This is a genomic window from Streptomyces sp. NPDC059679 (genome assembly GCF_042734105.1).
Taxonomy (GTDB): Bacteria; Actinomycetota; Actinomycetes; order Streptomycetales; family Streptomycetaceae; genus Streptomyces.
The window spans coordinates 20,165-41,521 of the sequence record NZ_JBHWES010000016.1 but is presented as its reverse complement, the minus strand read 5'-3'; the positions used below and the strand labels follow the sequence as shown (position 1 = coordinate 41,521).

21 protein-coding genes are annotated in these 21,357 nt (G+C 71.1%); 8 read left to right on the top strand and 13 right to left on the bottom strand.

Annotated features, from left to right (window positions below; all coding sequences use genetic code 11):
• Positions 1-256: 256 nt before the first annotated feature.
• Entirely contained in the window at positions 257-517 is a 261-nt protein-coding gene (locus ACFV2X_RS19140) for a hypothetical protein (RefSeq protein ID WP_385617667.1), read from the top strand.
• Positions 514-906 carry a hypothetical protein gene (locus ACFV2X_RS19135; RefSeq protein WP_385617665.1) on the top strand — a complete coding sequence of 131 codons (393 nt, stop codon included), beginning with the start codon at positions 514-516 and terminating at the stop codon, positions 904-906. The genes ACFV2X_RS19140 and ACFV2X_RS19135 overlap by 4 nt, the downstream gene beginning before the upstream one ends.
• 397 nt (positions 907-1,303) lie before the next feature.
• Here the strand turns inward: ACFV2X_RS19135 and ACFV2X_RS19130 are convergent, their stop codons facing one another.
• Together ACFV2X_RS19130 and ACFV2X_RS19125 are read right to left on the bottom strand one after the other, a co-directional pair.
• The gene (locus tag ACFV2X_RS19130) at positions 1,304-1,669 is read right to left on the bottom strand and encodes a hypothetical protein (RefSeq protein WP_385617663.1); all 366 of its coding nucleotides are present in this window, start codon (positions 1,667-1,669) and stop codon (positions 1,304-1,306) included.
• A 99-nt stretch (positions 1,670-1,768) separates the two neighbouring features.
• Positions 1,769-2,233, bottom strand: coding sequence for a tetratricopeptide repeat protein (locus ACFV2X_RS19125; protein WP_385617661.1), 465 nt, complete (start codon positions 2,231-2,233; stop codon positions 1,769-1,771).
• A gap of 45 nt (positions 2,234-2,278) precedes the next feature.
• Here ACFV2X_RS19125 and ACFV2X_RS19120 point away from each other — a divergent pair, with 45 nt between their 5' ends.
• Together ACFV2X_RS19120 and ACFV2X_RS19115 are read left to right on the top strand one after the other, a co-directional pair.
• Positions 2,279-2,731 (top strand): ATP-binding protein, encoded by a 453-nt coding sequence (locus ACFV2X_RS19120; protein ID WP_385617659.1) that lies wholly within the window; start codon positions 2,279-2,281, stop codon positions 2,729-2,731.
• 724 nt (positions 2,732-3,455) lie between these two features.
• Complete coding sequence (locus ACFV2X_RS19115; RefSeq protein ID WP_385617658.1) at positions 3,456-4,082, top strand: hypothetical protein; 627 nt, start codon at positions 3,456-3,458, stop codon at positions 4,080-4,082.
• A gap of 117 nt (positions 4,083-4,199) precedes the next feature.
• On the opposite strand, the gene ACFV2X_RS19110 is transcribed toward ACFV2X_RS19115, so the two are convergent.
• Entirely contained in the window at positions 4,200-4,961 is a 762-nt protein-coding gene (locus tag ACFV2X_RS19110) for a phosphoglyceromutase (protein ID WP_385617656.1), read from the bottom strand.
• A gap of 144 nt (positions 4,962-5,105) precedes the next feature.
• Between ACFV2X_RS19110 and ACFV2X_RS19105 the strand changes: the two genes are divergently transcribed.
• Positions 5,106-6,407, top strand: coding sequence for an MDR family MFS transporter (locus ACFV2X_RS19105; protein ID WP_385617654.1), 1,302 nt, complete (start codon positions 5,106-5,108; stop codon positions 6,405-6,407).
• An 11-nt stretch (positions 6,408-6,418) separates the two neighbouring features.
• Here ACFV2X_RS19105 and ACFV2X_RS19100 read toward each other — a convergent pair whose 3' ends face one another.
• The 6 genes from ACFV2X_RS19100 to mshA form a co-directional block, all read right to left on the bottom strand.
• Positions 6,419-6,700, bottom strand: a complete 282-nt coding sequence (locus ACFV2X_RS19100; RefSeq protein WP_385617652.1) for a hypothetical protein — start codon at positions 6,698-6,700, stop codon at positions 6,419-6,421.
• Positions 6,631-8,382 (bottom strand): M48 family metallopeptidase, encoded by a 1,752-nt coding sequence (locus ACFV2X_RS19095; RefSeq protein ID WP_385617650.1) that lies wholly within the window; start codon positions 8,380-8,382, stop codon positions 6,631-6,633. The genes ACFV2X_RS19100 and ACFV2X_RS19095 overlap by 70 nt, the downstream gene beginning before the upstream one ends.
• Complete coding sequence (locus tag ACFV2X_RS19090; RefSeq protein ID WP_385617648.1) at positions 8,379-9,077, bottom strand: RNA polymerase sigma factor; 699 nt, start codon at positions 9,075-9,077, stop codon at positions 8,379-8,381. The genes ACFV2X_RS19095 and ACFV2X_RS19090 overlap by 4 nt, the downstream gene beginning before the upstream one ends.
• Before the next feature lie 117 nt (positions 9,078-9,194).
• Entirely contained in the window at positions 9,195-10,922 is a 1,728-nt protein-coding gene (locus ACFV2X_RS19085) for a glycosyl hydrolase family 28-related protein (RefSeq protein ID WP_385617646.1), read from the bottom strand.
• 107 nt (positions 10,923-11,029) lie between these two features.
• On the bottom strand, positions 11,030-11,563 hold the full coding sequence (locus ACFV2X_RS19080) for a YbjN domain-containing protein (RefSeq protein ID WP_385617644.1): 534 nt from the start codon (positions 11,561-11,563) through the stop codon (positions 11,030-11,032).
• Positions 11,556-12,935 carry a D-inositol-3-phosphate glycosyltransferase gene (gene mshA, locus ACFV2X_RS19075; protein ID WP_385617642.1) on the bottom strand — a complete coding sequence of 460 codons (1,380 nt, stop codon included), beginning with the start codon at positions 12,933-12,935 and terminating at the stop codon, positions 11,556-11,558. Before mshA ends, ACFV2X_RS19080 begins: the two co-directional genes overlap by 8 nt.
• Positions 12,936-13,156: 221 nt before the next feature.
• Between mshA and ACFV2X_RS19070 the strand changes: the two genes are divergently transcribed.
• Positions 13,157-13,981 (top strand): class I SAM-dependent methyltransferase, encoded by an 825-nt coding sequence (locus tag ACFV2X_RS19070; RefSeq protein ID WP_385617640.1) that lies wholly within the window; start codon positions 13,157-13,159, stop codon positions 13,979-13,981.
• Here the strand turns inward: ACFV2X_RS19070 and ACFV2X_RS19065 are convergent.
• Positions 13,950-15,560: an APC family permease gene (locus tag ACFV2X_RS19065; protein ID WP_385617638.1), complete on the bottom strand. Its 1,611-nt coding sequence runs from the start codon at positions 15,558-15,560 to the stop codon at positions 13,950-13,952. The genes ACFV2X_RS19070 and ACFV2X_RS19065 overlap by 32 nt on opposite strands.
• 54 nt (positions 15,561-15,614) lie before the next feature.
• On the opposite strand from ACFV2X_RS19065, the gene ACFV2X_RS19060 reads away from it, so the two are divergent.
• Complete coding sequence (locus ACFV2X_RS19060; protein ID WP_385617636.1) at positions 15,615-16,820, top strand: ROK family protein; 1,206 nt, start codon at positions 15,615-15,617, stop codon at positions 16,818-16,820.
• A gap of 36 nt (positions 16,821-16,856) precedes the next feature.
• Here ACFV2X_RS19060 and ACFV2X_RS19055 read toward each other — a convergent pair whose 3' ends face one another.
• Positions 16,857-17,723: a helix-turn-helix domain-containing protein gene (locus ACFV2X_RS19055; protein WP_385617635.1), complete on the bottom strand. Its 867-nt coding sequence runs from the start codon at positions 17,721-17,723 to the stop codon at positions 16,857-16,859.
• 160 nt (positions 17,724-17,883) lie between these two features.
• Here ACFV2X_RS19055 and ACFV2X_RS19050 point away from each other — a divergent pair, with 160 nt between their 5' ends.
• Positions 17,884-18,924 (top strand): aldo/keto reductase, encoded by a 1,041-nt coding sequence (locus ACFV2X_RS19050; protein ID WP_385617633.1) that lies wholly within the window; start codon positions 17,884-17,886, stop codon positions 18,922-18,924.
• 14 nt (positions 18,925-18,938) lie between these two features.
• Here ACFV2X_RS19050 and ACFV2X_RS19045 read toward each other — a convergent pair whose 3' ends face one another.
• Entirely contained in the window at positions 18,939-19,352 is a 414-nt protein-coding gene (locus ACFV2X_RS19045; protein WP_385617631.1) for a hypothetical protein, read from the bottom strand.
• A gap of 46 nt (positions 19,353-19,398) precedes the next feature.
• Positions 19,399-21,336 (bottom strand): protein kinase, encoded by a 1,938-nt coding sequence (locus ACFV2X_RS19040; RefSeq protein WP_385617629.1) that lies wholly within the window; start codon positions 21,334-21,336, stop codon positions 19,399-19,401.
• Positions 21,337-21,357: the final 21 nt, after the last annotated feature.

The following is a 21,357-nucleotide window of genomic DNA, read 5'->3' as shown; positions in this document are numbered from 1 at the left end:
CCGGCCTCGGACCGGAGATCCATTGCGGGACACCCTTAGCCACATCACCGCGGCCCTCGACCGGCTTCCCTAGAGTCGCCTCGGCTGACCGTCGGACTACTCGGCCCCCATGGATACCCCCGTGGCAACGTCTGCCGTAGAGACACGCTAAATGATCAGTTGGAAGTTGCTTCCACTGCTCAACTGGGTAGGTATGCTGGTTAGTTGATGCTCGCACAAATGCGAGAGCAACACTGAATCAGGGGGAGGTCGGTGGATGGAACCTGAAATTGCTGGCGCATTGGCTGCTGTAATTGCCACGTTCATTCCAGTCGGCTGGCGCGCATTTAGACAACTGATGCAATTACGCCGACTAAACTCCGTGCGAGTCGATATCGCTGGCCACAAAGTAACCTTCGAGGTGAAGGGTCGCGACGCTCATTCCGTCAACCTCGATCTGGCCGACGCAAGCGAGGCGGCACGGTTTGACGAATTTCTGAATGGGCACGACAGTAAGCCCACGGGACGTGCTTCGTGACGATTCCCCCGCAACGGAACGGCATTACGCAAACTGGGCCAGCCGTTCCAACGCCGTTTAACGCTGACGCCCTCAAGGCGTCGCTCGCCGGGGCTGGCGCCGGCGTCGGCCTAGCCGCTTTCGTTGGCGAAAGCTACCAGGATAAGATAGCGGGCAAAGCATTTCTGTACTTGGCTCCACTGATTGCAGTCCTGCTCTCGGCGTTCTTTGAGTGGATTCTCGTGAATCTAGAACTCGTGAGCCGACGCAAGAAGGCGAGAATCCGCTACGCCTCCGTGCAAGCCATGCTCAATGTGCAAAACCTAGATCCTGTCCGAAAGGCCGAATTGGATCAGGAGCAGATAGAAATCGAGAATGAGGCTCTTCGCTGGGGCTTTTCGCTGACCTGAAGGTCGGCGGAGCGGCTTTGGGCTGGAGCTGCTTCGGGGCGAGTGATCATGGCCCCGTAAGCTTCCGGCGCGTCGGGCAGTCTGTGGACCTGCCCGGTAAAGCACGACGTTGGGGCCGTGATCTTCGAGGCTCGCGCCAAAGTGGCTGGCTAAAGTCGCGGAGCCGATCGCCCCAGCCACAGAGGGTGTCTCCCCCTTCATGCCCGCAGCCGCCGAGCGCGCCGCCGGGCGCGGCCAGCCGGGGCGAAGACAGGAGGCAGGCCCGCGCCGTGCGCGGGCCTTGAACCCGCAGAGAAGGTTGCGACTCACCGCTTGCGCTTGGCGTGTCCGGTCCCGGGAGATACATGGCACTTCGAAAGGCGGGGTGGAGTCGGCGCGGTAGTGAGAAGCACTGCGATCAGTCGATGGCGTCCTCGATGGCCTCAAAGATGTCCGCGTCCGTTTCCTTCTGCCAGTCCGGCAGATCCGGCCAGTCCGCGACGTAGCCCGGCTTCGGATCCCCGAAGTGCTTGTACATCTGCGCGGTCCAGCAGATGGCTACGAAGCGGCCTTTCTGTTCACGGGTGAGCCGGGTGGCGTGACCGTCGCTGACGGCGAGGAACTGGCGTACCTGTTCGTGAACGGCGCCCGCCGCTTGGCGTTCCCACTCCGGGGTTTCCTCCCAGGGGGTGACGTAGCCGGGCTTGGGCTCGCCCGGGAAGTGCTTTCGTACGCCGGCGATCCAGGCTTTCCGGAACAGGCGTGCGCCGTCGGGGTGGGGCATGGGGTTGCCTTCCTCATGTGGTGGTCAGTGCGGTGATCTCGGCTGCCAGATCAGCGATGCGGCCGTCGCGGGCCAGGGGGCTGACGGTGGCTCGCAAGTTCAGGAGCTTTCGGGCGACATACCCGGAGCCGGATCGCGGGCCAGTCGCAGGGCCTTATAGCCGTACGTGATGACCTGCTGGACATCGCTGCGCTTAGCGCCGATGGAAGCCAGGTCGGTCAGGACGGCCGCTCGTCGACGGTAGGACTGTCCCTGAACCATGGTTACTTGGCGCAGTGCCTCCTGGAGGGTTTCTTCGGCCAGGTCGAGTCGGCCCAGTTGGAGGTAGCGGGCGCCGCGTTCCTCCGCGAGGCGGGAGCCGTCGAAGCGGAGCCAGCCGTTGTTGTGGCCGGGGGAGGGCAGGCGCCGGACTTCTTCTGCGGTGTCGAGGGCTCGCTCGCAGGCTGGGAGGTCGCCAAGACCCGCGTACGCCTCGGCCTGCACGGCGGCTACCCAGTGGCGGGTGGACAGCGTATGGTCGCCGCGTCTGGCCACCTTTTCGGCGGCGGACAATGTGTGCGCCACTTGCCCCCTTGCCTTCATGGCCAGCCGGAGAGGCCGCTGACGCACATGGTTGTCGACGTAGACCCGGGGCTCGCTTCCCACCAGCGGTACACCTGTCAATTCTCAAGAGTGCTCGAAAAGACTCCCGCCGAGGTCCGCCGCCTGCTTCGTGTTCTCCTCAGCACTCCGGCTTTCGCGCTGGTGGTGGACGAGGTGCTGTTCGTGACCACCGAGTTGCTCACGAACGTCTGGAAGCACACCGACGGACGATGCCATCTGACCGTTCTGGCTGGCCCGCACGGTGTTCACGTTCATGTGCGCGACTACTCGACGGATCTACCCGTCCAGATCATCGCGGGGGACGACGAGGAGAGCGGCCGGGGCGTCGTCGCCGTCGATCGGTGCGCCACCAGCTTCCAAGTAACGAAGATCCCGGATGGGAAGATTGTGACCGCCTACCTCGCCGTCGGAACGGTGTCGGCGACGGCAGTCGATGGCCGGGCGGATGGCGACCACTGATAGGAGTGTTGGGCACGATGACTGGTGCGCCGGCGGGCGGCGGAGCGGCGGATGGCCACCCGGAGCGGTGGACGTCGGTCCGGTTCGGGGCCTCCCCACCCCTCTCAAAAAATCGCTTGCTCTGCATCAAGCATTTTTTTGAGAGGGGGTAGGGGGAGAGTCGATCCCGCCCACCGGGCCAGGGAATCGGGACACCGGACCGGCCGCCCCCTTCCCTCCTCCTGCTGGCGCTTTGGACCCGCAGGGTCCGAGACGAAAGCCGAACACGGCGCGCTGTGGGGTGAGCTCAATTAAGCCCCCTACTCGCGGAGAACCGCAGGCAGGGGGCTTACTCACGGCGCTTGGCAGCGTCGGCTTACTTCTTCTTGCCCTGGGTCTTGCCGGGAATCTTGGTGAGCTGGGTTTTCGCTGCTCAGAAGCGGTGCCCGTGAGTGCCTGGTGGTCGACGTTGGTCGTTCTTGGCCACCGTTGATCGGCCTTGGACGGCCCAGAGACGGCCCGGGACCGATCAGGAAGGCCGAAGAGGACCCAGCCAGGCCCCGGAAGAGCGGCTAGCGCTGGGCGTAGCCATTCGGCGACAAAGAATGAGCCAGGCCCCCTTCCCCTGCTCAGACCTGCGTTAGCCGGAAGTTAGCGGGATGGCAGCCAGGCGGTAGTGGCCCCGACCAGAGTGGTTGACGCACCGAGGAGACAACGACACCGACTGCCCCAGGGGGGACCCGAAATGAGCTCCAGCACCATTGTCCGCACCGCTCGTCGCCGCACCCTGCGCGTTGCCGCCGCGGCCCTGATCGCCGCCGCCGGCCTCAGCCTGACCGCCTGCTCTGGCTCGGACACCGCCGGCACGAAGCCCGCAGCCGCCGCCGAGTCCTCCTCCGCCGGGGCGCAGGGCTCCGATGCCAAGGTCGACACCAAGGCGGGCGTTGCGAACAAGGCGGCATCCCCGTCCCGCACCGAGACCCTGGTGGACGGCAGCACGGCCGAGATCTACGAGCTCGGCGACCAGCACTACCTCCTCAAGATCGTCAACGACGGTGACGTCCTGGCCACGCTGGAGGCGAACGAGCACGACGCCGGGCTCGACGCCAACGGCATGTTCGTCGTGATGACGTTGGGTGGCGAGGTCCGCTCCTGGATGGGCGGCGGACACCAGGGACCGGGCACGTTCAGGCTCGCGGGCGGTTGGACGGCCAAGGTCACGAAGATCGGCGACCTCCACTACCGTGCGCAGATCCTCGGCTTCGAGGGCGAGGTCGCCACGATAGAGGCGAACCAGCAGGACACCGGGCTCGACGCCAACGGCGGGTCCATCGTGCTCAGCGCCGGCGGTGTGATCAGCGCCCACGAGTAAGCCTGTGCGTATCCTCGGCCGGAAGGCCCAAGGCGTTGAGGGCCCACAGTGGGCCCAAGCCGTGAAAATACCCCCGATCCGCGCCATACGCGCAGGTCGGGGGCATGATCACAAAATCTACTTCTTCTTGCCCTGGTTCTTGACCGCCTCGATGGCCGCCTTCGCGGCCTCCGGGTCGAGGTAGGTGCCGCCCGGCTTGAGGGGGCGGAAGTCGGCGTCGAGCTCGTAGGCGAGCGGGATGCCGGTGGGGATGTTGAGGCCCGCGATATCGGCGTCGGAGATGCCGTCGAGGTGCTTGACCAGGGCGCGCAGCGAGTTTCCGTGGGCGGCGATCAGGACCGTGCGGCCGGCCAGGAGGTCCGGGACGATGCCGTCGTACCAGTACGGGAGCATGCGCGCGACGACGTCCTTGAGGCATTCGGTGCGCGGCCGCAGCTCCGGGGGGATGGTCGCGTAGCGCGGGTCGTCGGCCTGCGACCACTCGGAGTCGGCGTCGATGGGCGGCGGCGGGGTGTCGTACGAGCGGCGCCAGAGCATGAACTGCTCCTCGCCGAACTCGGCGAGGGTCTGGGCCTTGTCCTTGCCCTGGAGGGCGCCGTAGTGGCGCTCGTTGAGCCGCCAGGAGCGGTGGACCGGGATCCAGTGGCGGTCGGCGGACTCCAGGGCGAGCTGCGCGGTGCGGATGGCGCGCTTCTGGAGGGACGTGTGGACCACGTCGGGGAGCAGGCCGGCGTCCTTCAGCAGCTCACCGCCGCGGACTGCCTCCTTCTCGCCCTTCTCGTTGAGGTTGACGTCCACCCAGCCGGTGAACAGGTTCTTCGCGTTCCACTCGCTCTCGCCGTGGCGGAGGAGGATCAGCTTGTACGGTGCGTCGGCCATGGCGTCGAGCCTACTTGACGCGTATGAACGCAACGCTTGACGCACCAGGTCAATCCGGTGGCGCGCGGGGGGCCGGGGTCGGTAATTTGCGGTTACCGCTTGCACCACTTACCTATGCCGCGTCTTTGCACAAGGGGTCGCCCGATGTCCGTTGCGCTACCGTCCGTCGCCAGACTGACACAAGCAGCGAAGGAAAGCGTCTCGGGTCTGCCCCGCGCCTTCTGGTGGCTGTGGACGTCCACCCTGGTGAACCGGCTGGGCGGCTTCGTCGCCCCCTTCCTTGCCATGTACCTGACTGTCGACCGCGGCTATTCGGCCACGTACGCCGGTCTGGTCGGCGCGCTGCACGGGCTGGGCGGGGCGGTGTCGGCGCTGGGGGCCGGGGTCATGACGGACCGGCTGGGGCGGCGTCCCACGCTGCTGATCGCGCAGAGCGCGACGGCGGTCAGCGTCGCCGTGCTCGGGTTCGTCGAGCATCCGGTCGCGATCGCCGCGGTCGCCTTCTTCGTCGGCATGGCGACAAACGGATCGCGGCCCGCGGTGCAGGCCATGATCGCCGACATCGTCGCCCCGGAGGACCGGGTCCGCGCCTTCTCGCTCAACTTCTGGGCCATCAACCTCGGCTTCGCCTTCTCCGCTGCCGTGGCGGGGCTGATCGCCGAGCACGGCTATCTGGCGCTGTTCCTGGGCGAGGCAATGATGACGCTGCTGTGCGCCGTCGTCGTCTTCGTCAAGCTGCCCGAGTCCCGCCCGGTGCGGGAGGAGGCGACGGGCGCGGGGGCTGCCGAGCCGGAGACCGGGCTCGGGACGGTGCTGCGCGACCGGTCGTTCATGGCCGTGGTGGCGCTGTCGTTCCTGGTCGCGACGCTCATCCAGCAGGCGTTCGTGGCGCTGCCGGTGGCGATGGGGGAAAGCGGCCTGTCCAGCTCGGACTTCGGGCTGGCGATCGCGGTGAACGGGGTGCTGATCGTGGCCGTGCAGATCCCCGTCACCCGGTTCATCGAGCGGCACCACGAGCCGACCCGGCTGCTGGTCGCCGCCGCGCTGCTGATCGGCTACGGCTTCGGGCTCACGGCCTTCGCCGGATCGGTCGCGATCTACGCCCTGACCATATGCGTCTGGACCATGGGCGAGATCATCAACACCCCGATCCAGATGGGGCTCGTGGCCCGGCTCTCCCCGACCCACGGGCGCGGCCGCTACCAGGGGGTCTACGTGCTCTCCTGGTCGCTCGCGGCGCTCGTCGCCCCGCTGACGGCCGGGGCGGTGATCGACCACTACGGGGCGGATGTGCTGTGGGCGGGCTGCGCGGCGGTGGGGACCCTGGCCGCGGTCGGGTACGCCTCGCTGATGCGGGCCGTCGGGCCTGGGGCGGAGCGAGTGGACGGCGTGGGGGAACCTGCCGGGGACGGCTCCAGGACCGATCGCACCGTCTCAGCGGGCTGAGCCCCCGCCGTTCACGGCGTGTGCCTGGGCACCAGGGACTCGATGTCGAAACTCGGCCGCAGCAACGTCCCCGGCGTCCAGATCGGGGCCGTGGGCAGAGGCAAGGACGGGGCCGTGGCCGGGGCGTATGTGCTCGTCGGGTTCACCCGCTGCCACCCCGTCCCGGGCGTCCCGGGGTACGTCCGCTCCCCGCGGTTGGCCCACAGCAGCCAGGTCACGGCCGTCATCCCCAGCAGCACGGTGAGCGCCAGCACCCGGATGCCGGAGATACGTCGCCGTGCGGGTGGGTCCATGTCGGGTGTGATGTTGATCTTGGAGGGCTGGGGCGCCTTGTCAGGGCCCTTCGCCCCGTCCGGGTCCTCTCCCCCGGCAGCGGCGCCCGCTCGTCCACCTCCAGCGCGGCCACGTACAGGCCGAGCCGCTGGGTCTCGCCGGGCAGACGTACGGCGGTGTCGGCCCAGTCCCGGATCGTCTCGGGCGCGATGCCCTCGGGCGGTACGAGGGTGCCCGGGCCGGTCCAGTTCATCGTCCAGTGCGCGCTCCCCCGCGCGACCAACTGCGCCCCGATCAGCACGTACAGGGCCTCCGCGAGCAGGTCCAACGGGCCCCGCCCGGACCCCTCGTTTCTCTCTTCGGGAGGTAGGCGGCTGCCCAGGGCGCGGGCGAGCGGCATCCGCCGTCCGCTGTCGAGCAGACGCAGCACCCGCTGGATCGTCAGCCCCCGGGGCGGCTCCCCGGATATCCCCTCGGCCTTCTCGACCGTACGGACCGCCTCCGCCAGCGGCCCCAGCAGCCGCGTCGCCCGGTGTTCGGCCAGCAGCCCGAGCCAGTCCCGCCACGGCATGGTCGACGTTGTCCCCAGGCCGGGATGCCGGCCGGGGTGACGACCCGAGTACAGCGTGCGGGCCAGCTCCACCGCGTACCCCGACGGCACCTCGATGGGCTCGGCGACACCCCCCTCGCCCGGCCGGTCGGGGAGGCGAGCCAGGCGGCTGAGGCGGGTGGCCAGGTCGGGGTGCGGGTCGTCGCGGTCGGCGGGCCGCTCGGTGGCCCGCGCCCGGAGCGTGGCGAAGCGTTCCCGCAGCTCAGGGGCGCCCACCAGCTGCGCGAAGGCGCGGAACGGATCGTCCGGTACGCGCCCCTCGGTCCGGCGTACGGGGGTGAGGAAGCCCGCGACGAACTCCAGCCATGCCTGTTCCAGCGCGGACGCGGAACGCAGGGCGTCGCCGACCGTCCGCGCCCCGGCCACCCGGGCCGCCTCGCGGTCGGCCTCGAGCTCCTGGCGCCGCCGGACCGGCCGGGTGAGCCAGCGGAAGACGCGTGTGTAGCCGCGGAGCAGCAGCAGGGGCCCGCCCGCGTACATCCGCACCAGGTCGTTGGCCGCCGCCGCGCTCCGGATCGCCTCGCAGGCGGCCGCCAGCCCCGCCGAGCCACGGTGGGCGAGGGCGCCGAAGCGGCTGTGGCGGCGGGAGAAGTGGCCCAGTTCGTGCGCGAGCACCGCGCGCAGTTCGGCGGGCGGCAGGCCCACCACCAGGGGCAGGCCGAGGTAGAGGGTGCGGCGGCCGGGCACCAGGCCGAGGAACGAGGCGTCCTCGGTGACGGAGGCGTTGACCTCGGCGGTCAGCCGGATGGCGTCCGGCGGGGCGGTGCCCACGCCGTCGGCCAGCTCCTCGACGGCCGCCCATAACGCGGGGGCCCTGCGGCGGCTCACCCACACCGTGCCCTCCGCCGGCCCGGCGGGCCGCGCGGTGCGCACCACCGCCCACACCATGCCCGCCAGGATCGGCGCGAAAGCGGCGCAGGCCAGGATGACGCTGGTGGGCGGCGCCGTGCTCTCCGGCGCCCCGGCGGCCCACAGCCCCAGCACCAGGAAGGCCAGCCACACCAGGACCAGCAGCCCGACCAGGGCGTAGAAGACGACCAGCAGCACCAGGGCCAGCACGGCCCGGGCGGCGGAGACGGCAGCGGCGATCATCTCCGCCCCCGGTCGCCGGGGGCCCGGTCGCCGGGGGCACCATGGTCGCCACGGTCGTGAGCGGCGCGCAGCCCCTCCCGCAGCCACTCGGCGGCGCCGCGCAGCGCCGTGGACAGCGGGTCGGTCCGTACGCCGGGGACCAGGGAGTCTCCCGGCCGACCGAGCTCCGGCGAGGCGTCGAGCAACAGGCTGAGCCGGGCGCGGGCCCTGTGCAGATTGCTGCCGACGCTCCCGGTGCTGATGCCGAGCTCGGCGCCGATCTCCGCGTAGCTCATCCCCTCCAGGGAGTGCATCACGACCACCTGGCGCTGGCGCGGCGGCAGCATGCCGAGCGCGCGCAGCACGGCCAGGGCCTCCGCTGTCTCCTCGACGGTGGCGGTGGTGGCGGCCGGTACGGTGAGCTCGACCGGCTTCCACCGGAACCACCAACGCCGGCCGTCGCGCGACAGCTTGCGGCGCATGGTGGTCACGACCCACCCCTCCGGCGAGGCGCACGCCCGCACCGTCGGCCAGCGGCGCATCGCCTCGATGAACGCCTCCTGGACGGCGTCCTCGGCGTTCTGGCGATTGCCGCTGAGCATCACCGCGCGGGCAGCGAGCCAGGGGTAGGTCCGGGCGTAGAAATCCCCGAAGTCCTCCAGCTCCTCGAACTCGAACTCCCCGCCGCCCGTGGCCTCCTCGACCGCGTCACTCATGCCCGGCCCCCCATCTCTTCTCTTCCTTGATGCTTCCCGGTCGGTGACCGGTTCACATGGAAGAGGCTTCAGGGGGCGAGATTCTTCACCGAGAATCGCGGTGAATCCCGGTGAAGTTCAGCAGTCCAAGTCGCGCTGCGCCTCGTACAGGTTGCGGGGGCGCAGCGCCTCCGGGTGGCCGTAGGACTCGATACGGGAGTGGAGCGGACCGGCGAAGTCCGGGACGTCGGTCTGGTCGAACTCACGCACCTCGCTGATACCGGCCGTCGCGCTGTACGGGGCGATCTCGTCGATCTTGATCAGGCCCGCGCGCTGGTTGGTGACGGTGACGTTCCAGTGGGTGAACCGCGCGCCGTACAGCGGCCCCGCGCTCGCATCGCCGCCGTGCCGCCCGTCGTTGTCGACGGTGATGTCGGTGCGGACGTTGGCGAAGGGCATCCCGCGGTGGGTGTCGAAGGTGCCCATCTCCATGCGCCCGCGCGACCAGACGTTGTAGCTGGACAGGCCCTCGACGTTGATCCCGTGCAGTTGCGTCCCCGCGGGGGCCGGGACCGTGCGCTCGCTGAGCACGAAGTCCTCGATGAGGTTGTCGTGGGAGCCCTCGCGGCAGCAGAACGGGTGGTGGCTGCCGCGGCCGGAGACCCGTATCCGGCTGAGCGTGCAGGCCTTCGCCGCGACCAGCAGGAAGCCGTTGTCGGGGTTGTTGACCGTCACGTCGTCGACCCAGCAGTCCCAAGCGCACTGCAGCGCCACGCCGTTGTAGCCCTTGTCGAGCAGGTGCTGCGACTGCGGCGTCTCGACGATGTCGAGGGTGATGCCCTCGACGCCCGCGCCGACGACGCCCTTGACCAGGGTCGTCAGCCGCGGCTGCCAGACGGGCCGGGCGTCGAGCGGGAGGGGGCGGTCGAGGGTGATCCGGCGGCGGCGGGCGTCGACGGCGGTGATCCGGCAGGGCCACTCGTACGGGACGTACGAGGTCAGCTTGGTCTTGTCGGCCCAGACGTAGTCGGCGGCGCCTTCGACGTCCCCGGCCATATGGCGCAGCAGGGTGTGGTCCGCGTCGTCGCTGAGCCGCAGCAGTACGCGGTCGCCGCGGCGCAGCCGGGAGGTGTCCGCGACGGTGACGGTCCAGTCGCCGCGCCGGGCGGAGCCGGTGACGTCGGTGAGGGTGTGCCACTCGTCGCGCTTGTTGCCGGTCCAGCCCTCGAAGGGCCAGTCCTGCGCCTTGATCGCGTCGGTGAGGGTGCGCCAGCGGTTGGTCGGGCAGATCCAGATCAGGCCGCCCGACCAGGACCAGGAGGACTTGTTGCCGCCGTACCGGCTGCCGTACGGGCCGATCAGCTCGGTCAGGTGCCGGGTGGCGTGCAGGGTGGTGCGGCCGCTGCCGGCGCCGCGCAGGACGACGTTGTCATGGCCGAGGCGGATGACGTCGTCCACCCGGTACGTACCGGGCGGCACCAGGACCGTGCCGCCGCCCCGTCGGCCGGCGTCCGCGATGGCGCGGTTGATCGCGGGGGCGGCGTCGGCCGAGCCGTCCGGTTCGGCGCCGTACGCGCGGACGTCGGCGACGACGGGGTGGCGTGGGAAGTCCGCGCTCCCGCCCCGGTAGCCGGCCCGGCCGACGTAGGGGATCTGGGGGTGGGTGTACGGGGCGGCGCGGAACTCCCGCCACAGGGTGGACGTGGGTGGTGCGACCGTGCTGTGGCCGGCTGCTTGCTGTGCCGCCGCCGAGGTGGCGCCGAGCAGCGATGCGCCCGTCATGGCCGTCGCGGCGCCGAGCGCGCCACCGAGCAGTCTTCTCCGGCCGATCTCCCTGTCCCTGCTGTCCATGAGCCCGCCTTCCATGCATGTGAACGGCGTTCAGATGTACGACGGCGTGAGGATGCCACGGGGCAGGGCCGGGCGGAAGGGGTCGTGCAAGGGCGGGGTGAGGGGGCGGGTTGCCCAGGCGCTCAGACCTCGCCGGTCAGATGGGCGAACGCCGCCAGGTTCCGCGTGGACTCGCCACGCGCCGTACGCCATGCGTACTCCTTGCGGATCGCGCTGGCGAACCCCATCTCCAGCAGCGTGTTGAAGCTGCCGTCGGCGTTCTCCAGCACCGTGCCGAGCACCCGGTCCAGCTCCTCCGGTGTGACCGCCGACAGCGGCAGCCGGCCCACCAGATAGATGTCGCCGAGCTGGTCGATCGCGTAACTCACCCCGTACAGGCGGGTGTTGCGCTCCAGCAGCCAGCGGTGCACGGCCTCGTGGTTCTCGTCGGGGCGGCGGACGACGAAGGCGTTGACCGACAGCGAGTGCCGGCCCAGGCGCAGCGAACAGGTCGTGGACAGCTTGCGGGTGCCGGGCAGCGCGACGACGTACGTGCCGTCGGACGGGCTCTCCCACTCCAGCTCGGCGTCGCGCAGCGTCTGCTCGATCACGGCCCTGGCGGCCGTCGTCGCGGCGGTCTCGTTCCTGACCTTGTTGCTGACCTCGGCGTCACCCATGAACCGATCGTAGGCGACGGTACCCGCGCATCGCCTCCGCGTAGACGTCCGCCGTCGCCGCGGCGGCCTTGTCCCACCCGAAGCGCTCGGCGTGGTGGGCGGCCCCTATGCCCAAACGTTTCAGCAGCCCGGGGTCGACGGACAGGCGGTGCAGTTCCCGGGCGTAGTCGGCCGGGTTGTGGCCGGGCACCAGGATGCCGCTGCGCCCGTCCCGTACGGCCACGGGCAGACCGCCCACCTCGGCGGCGATCACCGGTGTGCCGCAGGCCTGGGCCTCGATCGCCACCAGTCCGAACGACTCGTTGTACGAGGGCATGACCAGCACGGACGCCGCCCGGTACCAGTCCGCGAGCTCGTCCTGGGTGCACGGCGGCCGGAAGCGGACCACATCGCTGACGCCGAGCCGGGCCGCGAGCTTGTGCAGCCGCTCCGGCTTCGCAAGACCGCTGCCGCTCGGCCCGCCGACCACCGGGACGACGATCCGCTCGCGCAGCCGCGGGTCCTCGTCCAGCAGATGGGCGACCGCGCGCAGCAGGATGTCGGGCGCCTTCAGCGGCTGGATGCGCCCCGCGAACAGCGGTATCAGCGCGTCGGGCGGCAGGCCCAGGCGCGCGCGGGCGGCGGCGCGGCCGTCGGCGGGCCGGAAGCGTTCGAGGTTCACCCCGGGGTGGACGACGGCGACCAGCTCAGGGTCCGCGCCGTAGTGGCGGACCAGCTCGTCCGCCTCCTCCTCGGTGTTGGCTATGAGCCGGTCGGCGGCCCCGACGATCTGCTCCTCACCGATGACGCGGGCCGCGGGCTCGGCGGTGTCGCCCTCCGCGAGGGCGGCGTTCTTGACCTTGGCCATGGTGTGCATGGCGTGCACCAGCGGCACCCCCCAGCGCTGGGCGGCCAGCCAGCCGACGTGGCCGGAGAGCCAGTAGTGGGAGTGGACGAGGTCGTAGTACCCCGGGCGTTGCCCGGCCCAGGCCCCCATGACCCCGTGGGTGAACGCGCACAGCTGGGCCGGGAGGTCTTCCTTGGCCAGCCCCTCGTACGGACCGGCGTCCACATGCCGTACGAGCACACCGGGCGCGAGCTCGACGGTGGGCGGGAGGGCGCCGGTGGTGGCGCGGGTGAAGATCTCCACCTCGATGTCGATGGCGGCCAGCCGCTTGGCGAGCTCCACGATGTAGACATTCATGCCGCCCGCGTCACCGGTGCCGGGCTGGTGCAGCGGCGAGGTGTGCACGCTGAGCATCGCGATCCGGCGCGGGCGGCGCCCGACGCGTCTGAGGCGCGGATGGTGCGGCCCGCCGAACGCTCCATGTCCATGGCCGTGTCCGTGGGAACGGCCTCTCAGGCCGCCGAGGCGGGGAATGTGCTGGCTCACCGCGCGATACCTCCTTGCCAGGGGCGGACTCGGGCGGAGGCGGACTCCGGATTTCCCCTCCGACCTCTCAACACCGGAACCTGTCGTTCCCATTTCCGCTTTGCCGAAGTGTGTTTCCTCTTTGCCAAAGCGTGATGTTCCGGGGCGGGCCGTCCGGCGCTTCTGGGTGCGGACACTCCGGCACTTCTGGGTGCGGGCCGTCCGGCGCTTAGGCTCGGCGCATGTCTGTCAGTGTCCCTCCGCAGCGCTCCTCGCCGCCGGGCCGGCCCATCGGATCGGCGACCCGGGGGACCACCAACCCCAACCGGCTGCGCCGCATGGACCGGTGGATCGCCGCCGCCCATGCCCCCGCGCTGCGCCGCGCCGAGGCGCCCATCGCCGTGGACCTGGGCTACGGGGCCGCGCCGTGGACCGCCGTGGAGCTGCTGGACAGGCTGCGTACGGTACGGCCGGACGCCCGGGTCGTGGGCGTCGAGATCGACCCGGACCGGGTCGCCGCCGCGCGGCCGTACCGGCGGGAGGGGCTGGACTTCGCGCACGGCGGATTCGAGGTGCCGCTGCCGGACGGCGCGCGGCCCGCGCTGATCCGGGCGGCCAATGTGCTGCGGCAGTACGACGAGGACGAGGTCGCCGACGTGTGGCGGCGGCTGTGCGCGCGGCTGGCGCCGGGCGGGCTGCTGGTGGAGGGTACCTGCGACGAGATCGGGCGGCGGCATGTGTGGGTCGCGCTCACCGCGCACGGCCCGCGCACCGTGACCTTCGCGGCCCGGCTCGGCTCCCTGGACCGCCCCTCCGACCTGGCCGAACGGCTACCGAAGGCGCTCATCCACCGCAATGTGCCGGGCGAGCCGGTGCACACCTTCCTGCGCGACTTCGACCGCGCCTGGGCGGCGGCCGCCCCGTACGCGGCGCTGGGCGCGCGCCAGCGCTGGATACGGAGCGCCGAGGCGCTGCGCGCCGCGGGCTGGCCGCTCGTGGACGGCCCGCGGCGCTGGCGTCAGGGCGAGGTCACCGTCAGCTGGGAGGCGCTGGCGCCGCGCCGGTGACCCCGTCCGTACCGTCCGACCTGTCTGCCTTGCCTGCCCCGGGCGCCACGTCCACACCCCCGCCCAGATACTCCTCGCTGATCTCCTTCGGCCCGAACGGCCACACCTTCTCGAACCGCGACCAGAGCACGAACGCCACGCACCCCGCCCCGACCCACGCCAGCGACCACTCGATGGGGTGGCGCCCGGGCGAGTTCTTGTCCGCGTATCCGTAGATCACCAGCCACCCGACCAGCGCGACCACGCTCGGCAGCGGATACAGCCACATCCGGTACGGGCGCCGCAGCGCCGGCTGCCGGCGGCGCAGCACCGTCACGGCGAGGACCTGCGCCAGCGCCTGCACGATGACCATCACGGTGGTGAGCAGCTGGATCAGCGTGGCCAGGTCGGTGTGGCGGCCGATCAGGAAGCCGACGGCCGTGACCACGCCCATCGTGGCCAGGCCCAGCACGGGGAAGCGGTGGCGCGGGTGGAGCGTGCCGTACGGGCGGAAGAAGACGCGTTCGCGGGCGGCGTCGTAGGGGACGCGGGAGCCGCCGAGCAGCCCCGCGAAGACGGACGCGAAGGCTGTGACCAGGATGAGGACCGTGACGACATCGGCCGCCCCCTTCCCCCAGGTCTCCTCCATGACCGCGGACGCGACGGATTGGGACGCCACCGATTCGGAGTCGAGCATCTGATGCCAGTCGATGACGCCGAGGGTGCCGATCTGGAGCAGCAGGTAGATGCCCATGATGCCGAGGATCGAGACGACGATCGCGCGCGGCAGGGTGCGGCCGGGGTCCTTGATCTCGGCGCCCATGTACGCGGCGGTGTTGTAGCCGAGGTAGTCGTAGATGCCGATGGTCAGCCCCGCCGCGAAGCCGGTCCAGAAGTGGCCGGACCCCAGGTCGAAGGCGTGCGCGGGGTAGGTGAACGCCTTGTCCGGGTCGAAGTCGCTGAGCGCCGCGGCGATCACCAGCACCACGGAGGTGATCATCACGCCCCACATCACGGCGCTGAGCTTGGCGATGTGCTCCACGCCCCGCCACAGCAGCAGCACGACCAGGGCGATGACGCCGAGCCCGACGAGGTCGCCCTGCGTCTGTGTCATGCCGTGCCACAGATACCCGAGGTACTGCACAAGCCCGACCACGCCCGTGGACATGATCAGCGGGATGAACAGCATCGCCGTCCAGACGAACAGAAAGGGCATCAGCTTGCCGCTGCGGTACTGGAACGCCTGGCGCAGATAGACGTAACTGCCCCCGGCCCCGGGCAGCGAGGCGCCGAGTTCGGCCCAGATCAGCCCGTCCGCCAGCGCCAGCACCGCGCCCGCGAGAAAGCCGATGACGGCCTGGGGCCCGCCGAAGGCCGCGACCATGAGAGGGATGGTCACGAACGGCCCGATGCCGCACATCTGGCTCATGTTGATGGCGGTGGCCTGGAACAGCCCGATCCGGCGGACGAATCCGCCCCCGCCGCCCCCGCTGCCGTTCCCCCCGCCCTCGCCGTTGCCCCCGCCGCCTGCGCCGTCCCCACCGTCCGCGCCGCTTCCCCCGCCCGGCGGGGTCTTGCTGAGCGCCGGTCCTCCGGCCATCTGGACCTCCCTGGCTCGCCGTGCGAGTGTGATTAAGTTAAGGAGCCTTACTTGATGAGTCAAGACTCGGAACCCTGGAACCGGCAGCGGCTGCGCAGCAACAACGAACGCCTGCTGCTGGCCCGGCTGCGCGCCGAGGGCTCCGCCTCCCGGGCCCAACTCGCCCGCGAGACGGGCCTGTCCAAGCCCACCGTCTCCAGCGCCCTGGCCGCCCTCGAAGAGGCCGGTCTCGTACGCGAGGCGGGCCGGCAGGCGCCGCCGGAGCGGGGCAGGGTCGCCGTGCTGTACGAACCGGACCCGACCGCCGGCTACGTCCTCGGCCTGGACATCGGGCGCGCCTGGCTGCGCGTGGCCGCCGCCGACCTGGACGGCACCGTCGTCGCGCGCGCGGAGGTGCGCAACCGCGGCCGCAGCGCCGCCGCCATGGCGGACCTCACCGTCGCCGCGGCCCGCCGGGTCATCGCCGACGCCGGGGTGGACCCGGCCCTGGTCGCGCACACCGTCGTCGGCGTGCCCGGGGTGTACGACCCCGAGCGGCGGCGGGTGCGCTACGCCGACAACCTGCCCGGCTGGGGGCGCGCGGGCCTGCTGGACCGGATGCGCGAGGAGTTGGGCACCCCCCTGGGCACGTCCCTGTCGGTGCACAACGACGCGAACCTGGCGGCGCTCGGCGAGTACGCCTTCGGCGCCGGGCGGGGCAGCAGGCTCTTCGTATACGTCCTGGTCGGCACCGGGCTCGGCATGGGCGTGGTGGCCGACGGGCGGCTGTTCACCGGAGCGCACGGGGCGGCCGGGGAGATCGGCTTCCTGCCGCTGCTGCCCCAGCTGGGCGGCGCCGAGCGGCAGGGTCTTGAGGGCGCCGTCGCGGCCGAGGCGGTCGTACGGGCCGCCCGGGAGCTCGGCATGTCCGGGACCAGGTCCGAACCGCTGACCGCCAAGGCCGTCTTCGACGCGGCGCGGGACGGGGTCGCGCCCGCGCTGGAGGCCGTACGGCAGGAGGCCGAGCGGCTGGCCCATGTGGTCGCGGCCGTCGCGGCCGTGCTCGACCCGGACCTGGTGGTGCTCGGCGGCGGCGTCGGCCACAGCGCGGACCTGCTGCTGCGGACGGTCGAGCTGACCCTGCAGCGGATCGGGCCGCTGCGGCCGAAGGTGGCGGCGAGCGCGCTCGGCGAGGACGCGGTGCTGCTCGGCGCGGTGGCGACGGGTCTTGAGGCGGCCCGGGAGCGGGTGTTCACCCGTACCCGGGAGGGCGGCGCGTAACGCGAAGCGCGACCCGGCTGCGCAACCACTGCCCGACTACGCAACCACTGCTGTGGCCCGCGCCAGCGTCCGCAGCGCCCCGGCGGTCGGGGAGCCCTTCTCCACCGCGTACGTGCACAGCACCTGGCCGGGGTCCGAGGGGAGCACGAATGCCTCGTACGCCAGCGTCAGATCCCCCACCACCGGGTGCCGGATCCACTTCGTACCGCTGGTGCGCTCGCGCACCAGCTGCGCCTCCCACCGCCGCCGGAACTCCTCACTCCGCTGCAGCAGTTCCTCGACGACCTGGCACACCCGGGGGTGGTCGGGGTGGCGTCCGGTCTCCGCCCGCAGGCTCGCCACCGTCTCGTCGGCGACCTTGTCCCAGTCCGGGTGCAGGGCCCTGGCGTCCGGGTGGAGGAAGACCAACATGGCGGCGTTGCGCTCCCGCTCCGGGATCGCGGGGAGGTCGAAGCAGACCCGGCCGCCCAGCAGATTCCAGGCGAGGATGTCCGCGCCGGGCCCGAAGACGAAGGCGGGCACGGACTCGTCCATGGCGTCCAGCAACAGCCGGACCTCGGGCCGCACGCGCGGCCGGGGACCGGAATCCGGCTGCTGCCCAGGTCCGTGTCCGTGTCCGTGCCGGGGCAGCGTGATGTTGCGCAGATACGTGTGCTCGGACGGCGTCAGCCGCAGCGCCCGCGCGAGGGCGTCCACCACCGAGTCCGAGACGGCGGGGGCGCGGCCCTGCTCGATACGGGTGTAGTAGTCGACGCTGATCCCCGCCAGCTGCGCGACCTCCTCGCGGCGCAGCCCCCGCACCCGGCGCCGTACGAGCCCTTCGGGCAACCCCAGCTCAGCGGGGCCGAGCGCCGCGCGCCGCGCCCTCAGGAACGCCTTGATCTCCGGCTCCGCATCGCCCATCGCTCCATTATCCGCGGGGGTACCCGGAAGGGGCCCGTCCGGGTGGTTCTGCCAGACCCAGGTTGAACCGGGCCTGGTCCCCCCATCGCCCGGATCCGAGGCTGTAGCCACAGACCGCAGCAGACCGCATCCGCGGCCGCATCCACGTAAGGCGGACCCCATGAAGCGCAGAATCCTCGGCGGCACCGGCATCTCGGTCAGCGAATACGCCCTGGGCACGATGATGTTCGGAAGCTGGGCCAACCAGGACCACGACGACTCGGTACGGATCATCCACCGCGCCCTGGACGCGGGCATCAATTTCGTCGACACCGCCGACGTCTACTCCAGCGGCGAGTCGGAGGACATCGTCGGCAAGGCGCTCAGGGGGCGCCGTGACGATGTCGTCCTCGCGACCAAGGCCAACGGCTCGATGGGCCCGGACGCCAACCACGGCGGCAACTCCCGGCGCTGGATCACCCGCGAGATCGAGAACAGCCTGCGCCGCCTCGGCACCGACTACATCGACCTGTACCAGATCCACCGCCCCGACCCGGCGACCGATATCGACGAGACTCTTTCGGTCCTGTCGGACCTCGTCCGGGCGGGGAAGGTACGGGCCGTGGGCTCGTCCACCTTCCCGGCGGAGCAGATCGTGGAGGCCCAGTGGACCTCCGAACGGCGCGGACACGTCCGCTTCCGCAGCGAGCAGCCGCCGTACTCGATGCTGGCGCGCTCGGTGGAGGCGGCCGTGCTGCCGACCGCCCAGAAGTACGGGATGGGCGTGCTGACCTGGGGCCCGCTCTCCGCGGGCTGGCTGTCCGGCCGCTACACCAAGGCGTCCGACGTCGATCTGACCGGCGGCCGTACGGCCATGGAGCAGCACAAGTTCGACCCCTCACTGCCGGGGAACGCGCGCAAGCTGGAGGCCGTCGGCCGACTGGCCGAGCTGGCCTCGGACGCCAAGCTCTCGCTGCCGCATCTGGCGCTCGCGTTCGTACGGTCGCACCCGGCCGTCACCTCGGTGATCATCGGCCCGCGCACCATGGAGCAGCTGGAGGACCTGCTCGCGGGGGTGGACGTGGAGCTGAGCGAGGACGTCCTGGACCGCATCGACGAGATCGTCCCGCCGGGTACGGACCTCAACCGGGACGACAGCTACTACACGCCGCCCGCCCTGGCCGACAAGGCACAGCGTCGCCGGCGGCCGGGCGCCGCCTGAGTACTGGTGCCGCATCAGGCAACGTTCGCCCTGATGAGGAACCGAGCCAACACAGCCACGCCGATGGGTAACGCAACAAGGTAGCCGACGAGGATACCGACGCCCGGATCAGCCAGCGCAGGAAAGGCCCAGTTCACTGCTGCAGCCACGAGCAGTCTCACCGTTGCCAGCGCAAGGAGAGCGGCGACAACAGCAAGCCGACGCGGCGGGCCCGCCCCGCGGTACAACTCAGCCGCAGGCCCGATCGCGATCAGGCCCGTCACGAGGCCGACGAGACTGGTGTCGGGCAGCCACCCGAACGGCCACCCCACCAGAGCGACCAACCCGGAGAAAGCGAGGCCGACCAGTTCCAGCGCGACGGTGGACACTACCGGGTCCCACGAGGGGCGTCGGATCGAGCCGCTCCCACTGTCCTTTTCATCGGCCACGTCGTCAGAGTAGCCATCGACAGGGCGAACGTTGCCTGATGCGGCACTAGTTGCTCCAGAGCTGGGCCTTCTTGGAGGCGTTGCACGCGGCCATCTTGACGGTGGAGCCGTCCGCCTCCAGGCACTGCCCGTTGTCGGTGTTCCGCAGCAACGAGCCGCCGGGGCCGGAGGCTCCGATCTTCCAGTGCTGGGCGGTACCGCCACCGCACACCTGCACATAGGGGCCGTCGAGGCAGGAGCCGTTCTTCTTGTTGACGACGTTGTACGTTCCCCCGCCGGTCGAGGCGAACTTCCACACGACCACGTTCTCGGAACCGCAGGCCTGGATCGCCATGTACCAGCCGGCACCCGGATCGCCGAGGCAACCCTCGGCTCCGACGTTCCGCAGGTGGGCGCCGGAGCTCGGCCGGAGGGAACCGCTGGGCGGAGGCTGGTCGTCCGGCTTGTTCGTGGCGGATGGTGCGCCACCGCCCGAGTCGCCGCCGGAGCCGCCCCCGGAGCCCGTGCCTTTGCCGGAGCCGGAGCCGACGGACGTCGTGCCTCGGGGGCGCTTCGCCGGGCTGGAGCTCTCCTTGCCGGGCTTGTCGCCCCCGTCCTTCCCCCCTGCCTTCTTGCCGTCCCTGCCGTCCTTGCCGTCCCGGGCCTTGGAGCTGTCGCCGGACGGGGCCGGGGTCGCCGAGCCCGTGGCGGTGGCCGAAGGGGCCGGGCTCGGGTCGTCCGCTCCCTGGGAGCTTGCGACGTACGGGGAGAGGACGGCGTAGAGGGCGGCCCCGGTCGTCACGACGGGGACGACGACGAACAACACCAGCCTGCGCACGCCCCGTTCGCGGGGCTTGTGGGGCTCGGGAGTGGCGCCAGGGGCGGCGGGGGCGGCCGGTGGGGTGGCGGGCCCGGGTTGCTCCGCCTCCCCGGCGTTCGGGACCCCCGCCGGGACCTCCGCCGGGACCTCCGCGGGGATCTCCGCCGGGGCGGTCGCCGCGAAGGCGGCCCGCTCGGCGATGCGCCGCGCCACGGCCGCGGGCCATGGCGCGGGCTGCTCTCCCCCTCGCTCCCGCGCGAGCGCGGACAGCTCCGCCGCCGTGGGCCGCTCGGCAGGGTCCTTCGCGAGGCAGCTCGCCACCACGTCGGCCAGCTCGACGTCGACCTCGCGCAGCCGGTCGAGCTCGGGCTCCTCGTGCACCACCCGGTAGAGCACGCGGATGTTGGCGTCGCCCTCGGTGGCCGTACCGAAAGGAGGGCGGCCCGTGGCGGCGTACGAGAGGACGCAGCCGAGCGAGAAGATGTCGGCCCCGACCGTCAACTCACTGGAGCTGGTGGCGCGTTCGGGCGCCATGTACTCGGGGGTGCCGATGATGTCGCCGGTCCGGGTCACCTTGGTCTGGTCGGCGGCGCGGGCGATGCCGAAGTCGATCAGAGTGACGCCGTCGGCGGTGAGCATGATGTTGGACGGCTTGAGGTCGCGGTGCAGCATGTCCCGCTTGTGGACGGCTTCCAGCTCGCGGGCGAGCCCGGCCAGCAGCGCCCACAGCGAGGCAGGGGGCAGGGGCCCGCCGTGGGCGGTGGCGGCATCGGAGAGGGTGAGCCCGGGGACGTACTCGGTGGCGAACCACGGGGGCTTCGCCGTGCGGTCACTGGCGAGCACGGGTGCGCCGACGCCGCTCGGCAGACGGCCCATATTGTCCAGCTCCTGCCCGAAGTGACGCAGGAAGACGGGGTCTTCGGCGTATCCGGGCAGTACCTGCTTCACGGCGGCGTACCGGCCGGGCGCGACGCCGAGAAACACCCGCCCCATGCCACCGACCCCGAGCCGGCCGATCAGCGGGAACGCCCCGATACGCCTCGGGTCATCGGCGCCGAGGGGTTCGGCGCCGCTGCCCGCGAGGTCGATGCGGCCCGGATCGGCTGCTCCCTCGTCTCCGCTGCCCCCGCTGTCTCCGCTGCCCCCGCTGTCTCCGCGCAGCCCGTGCTCTCCGTCAGTGGCCATGCCAGTCCCCGTGTTCCCCGT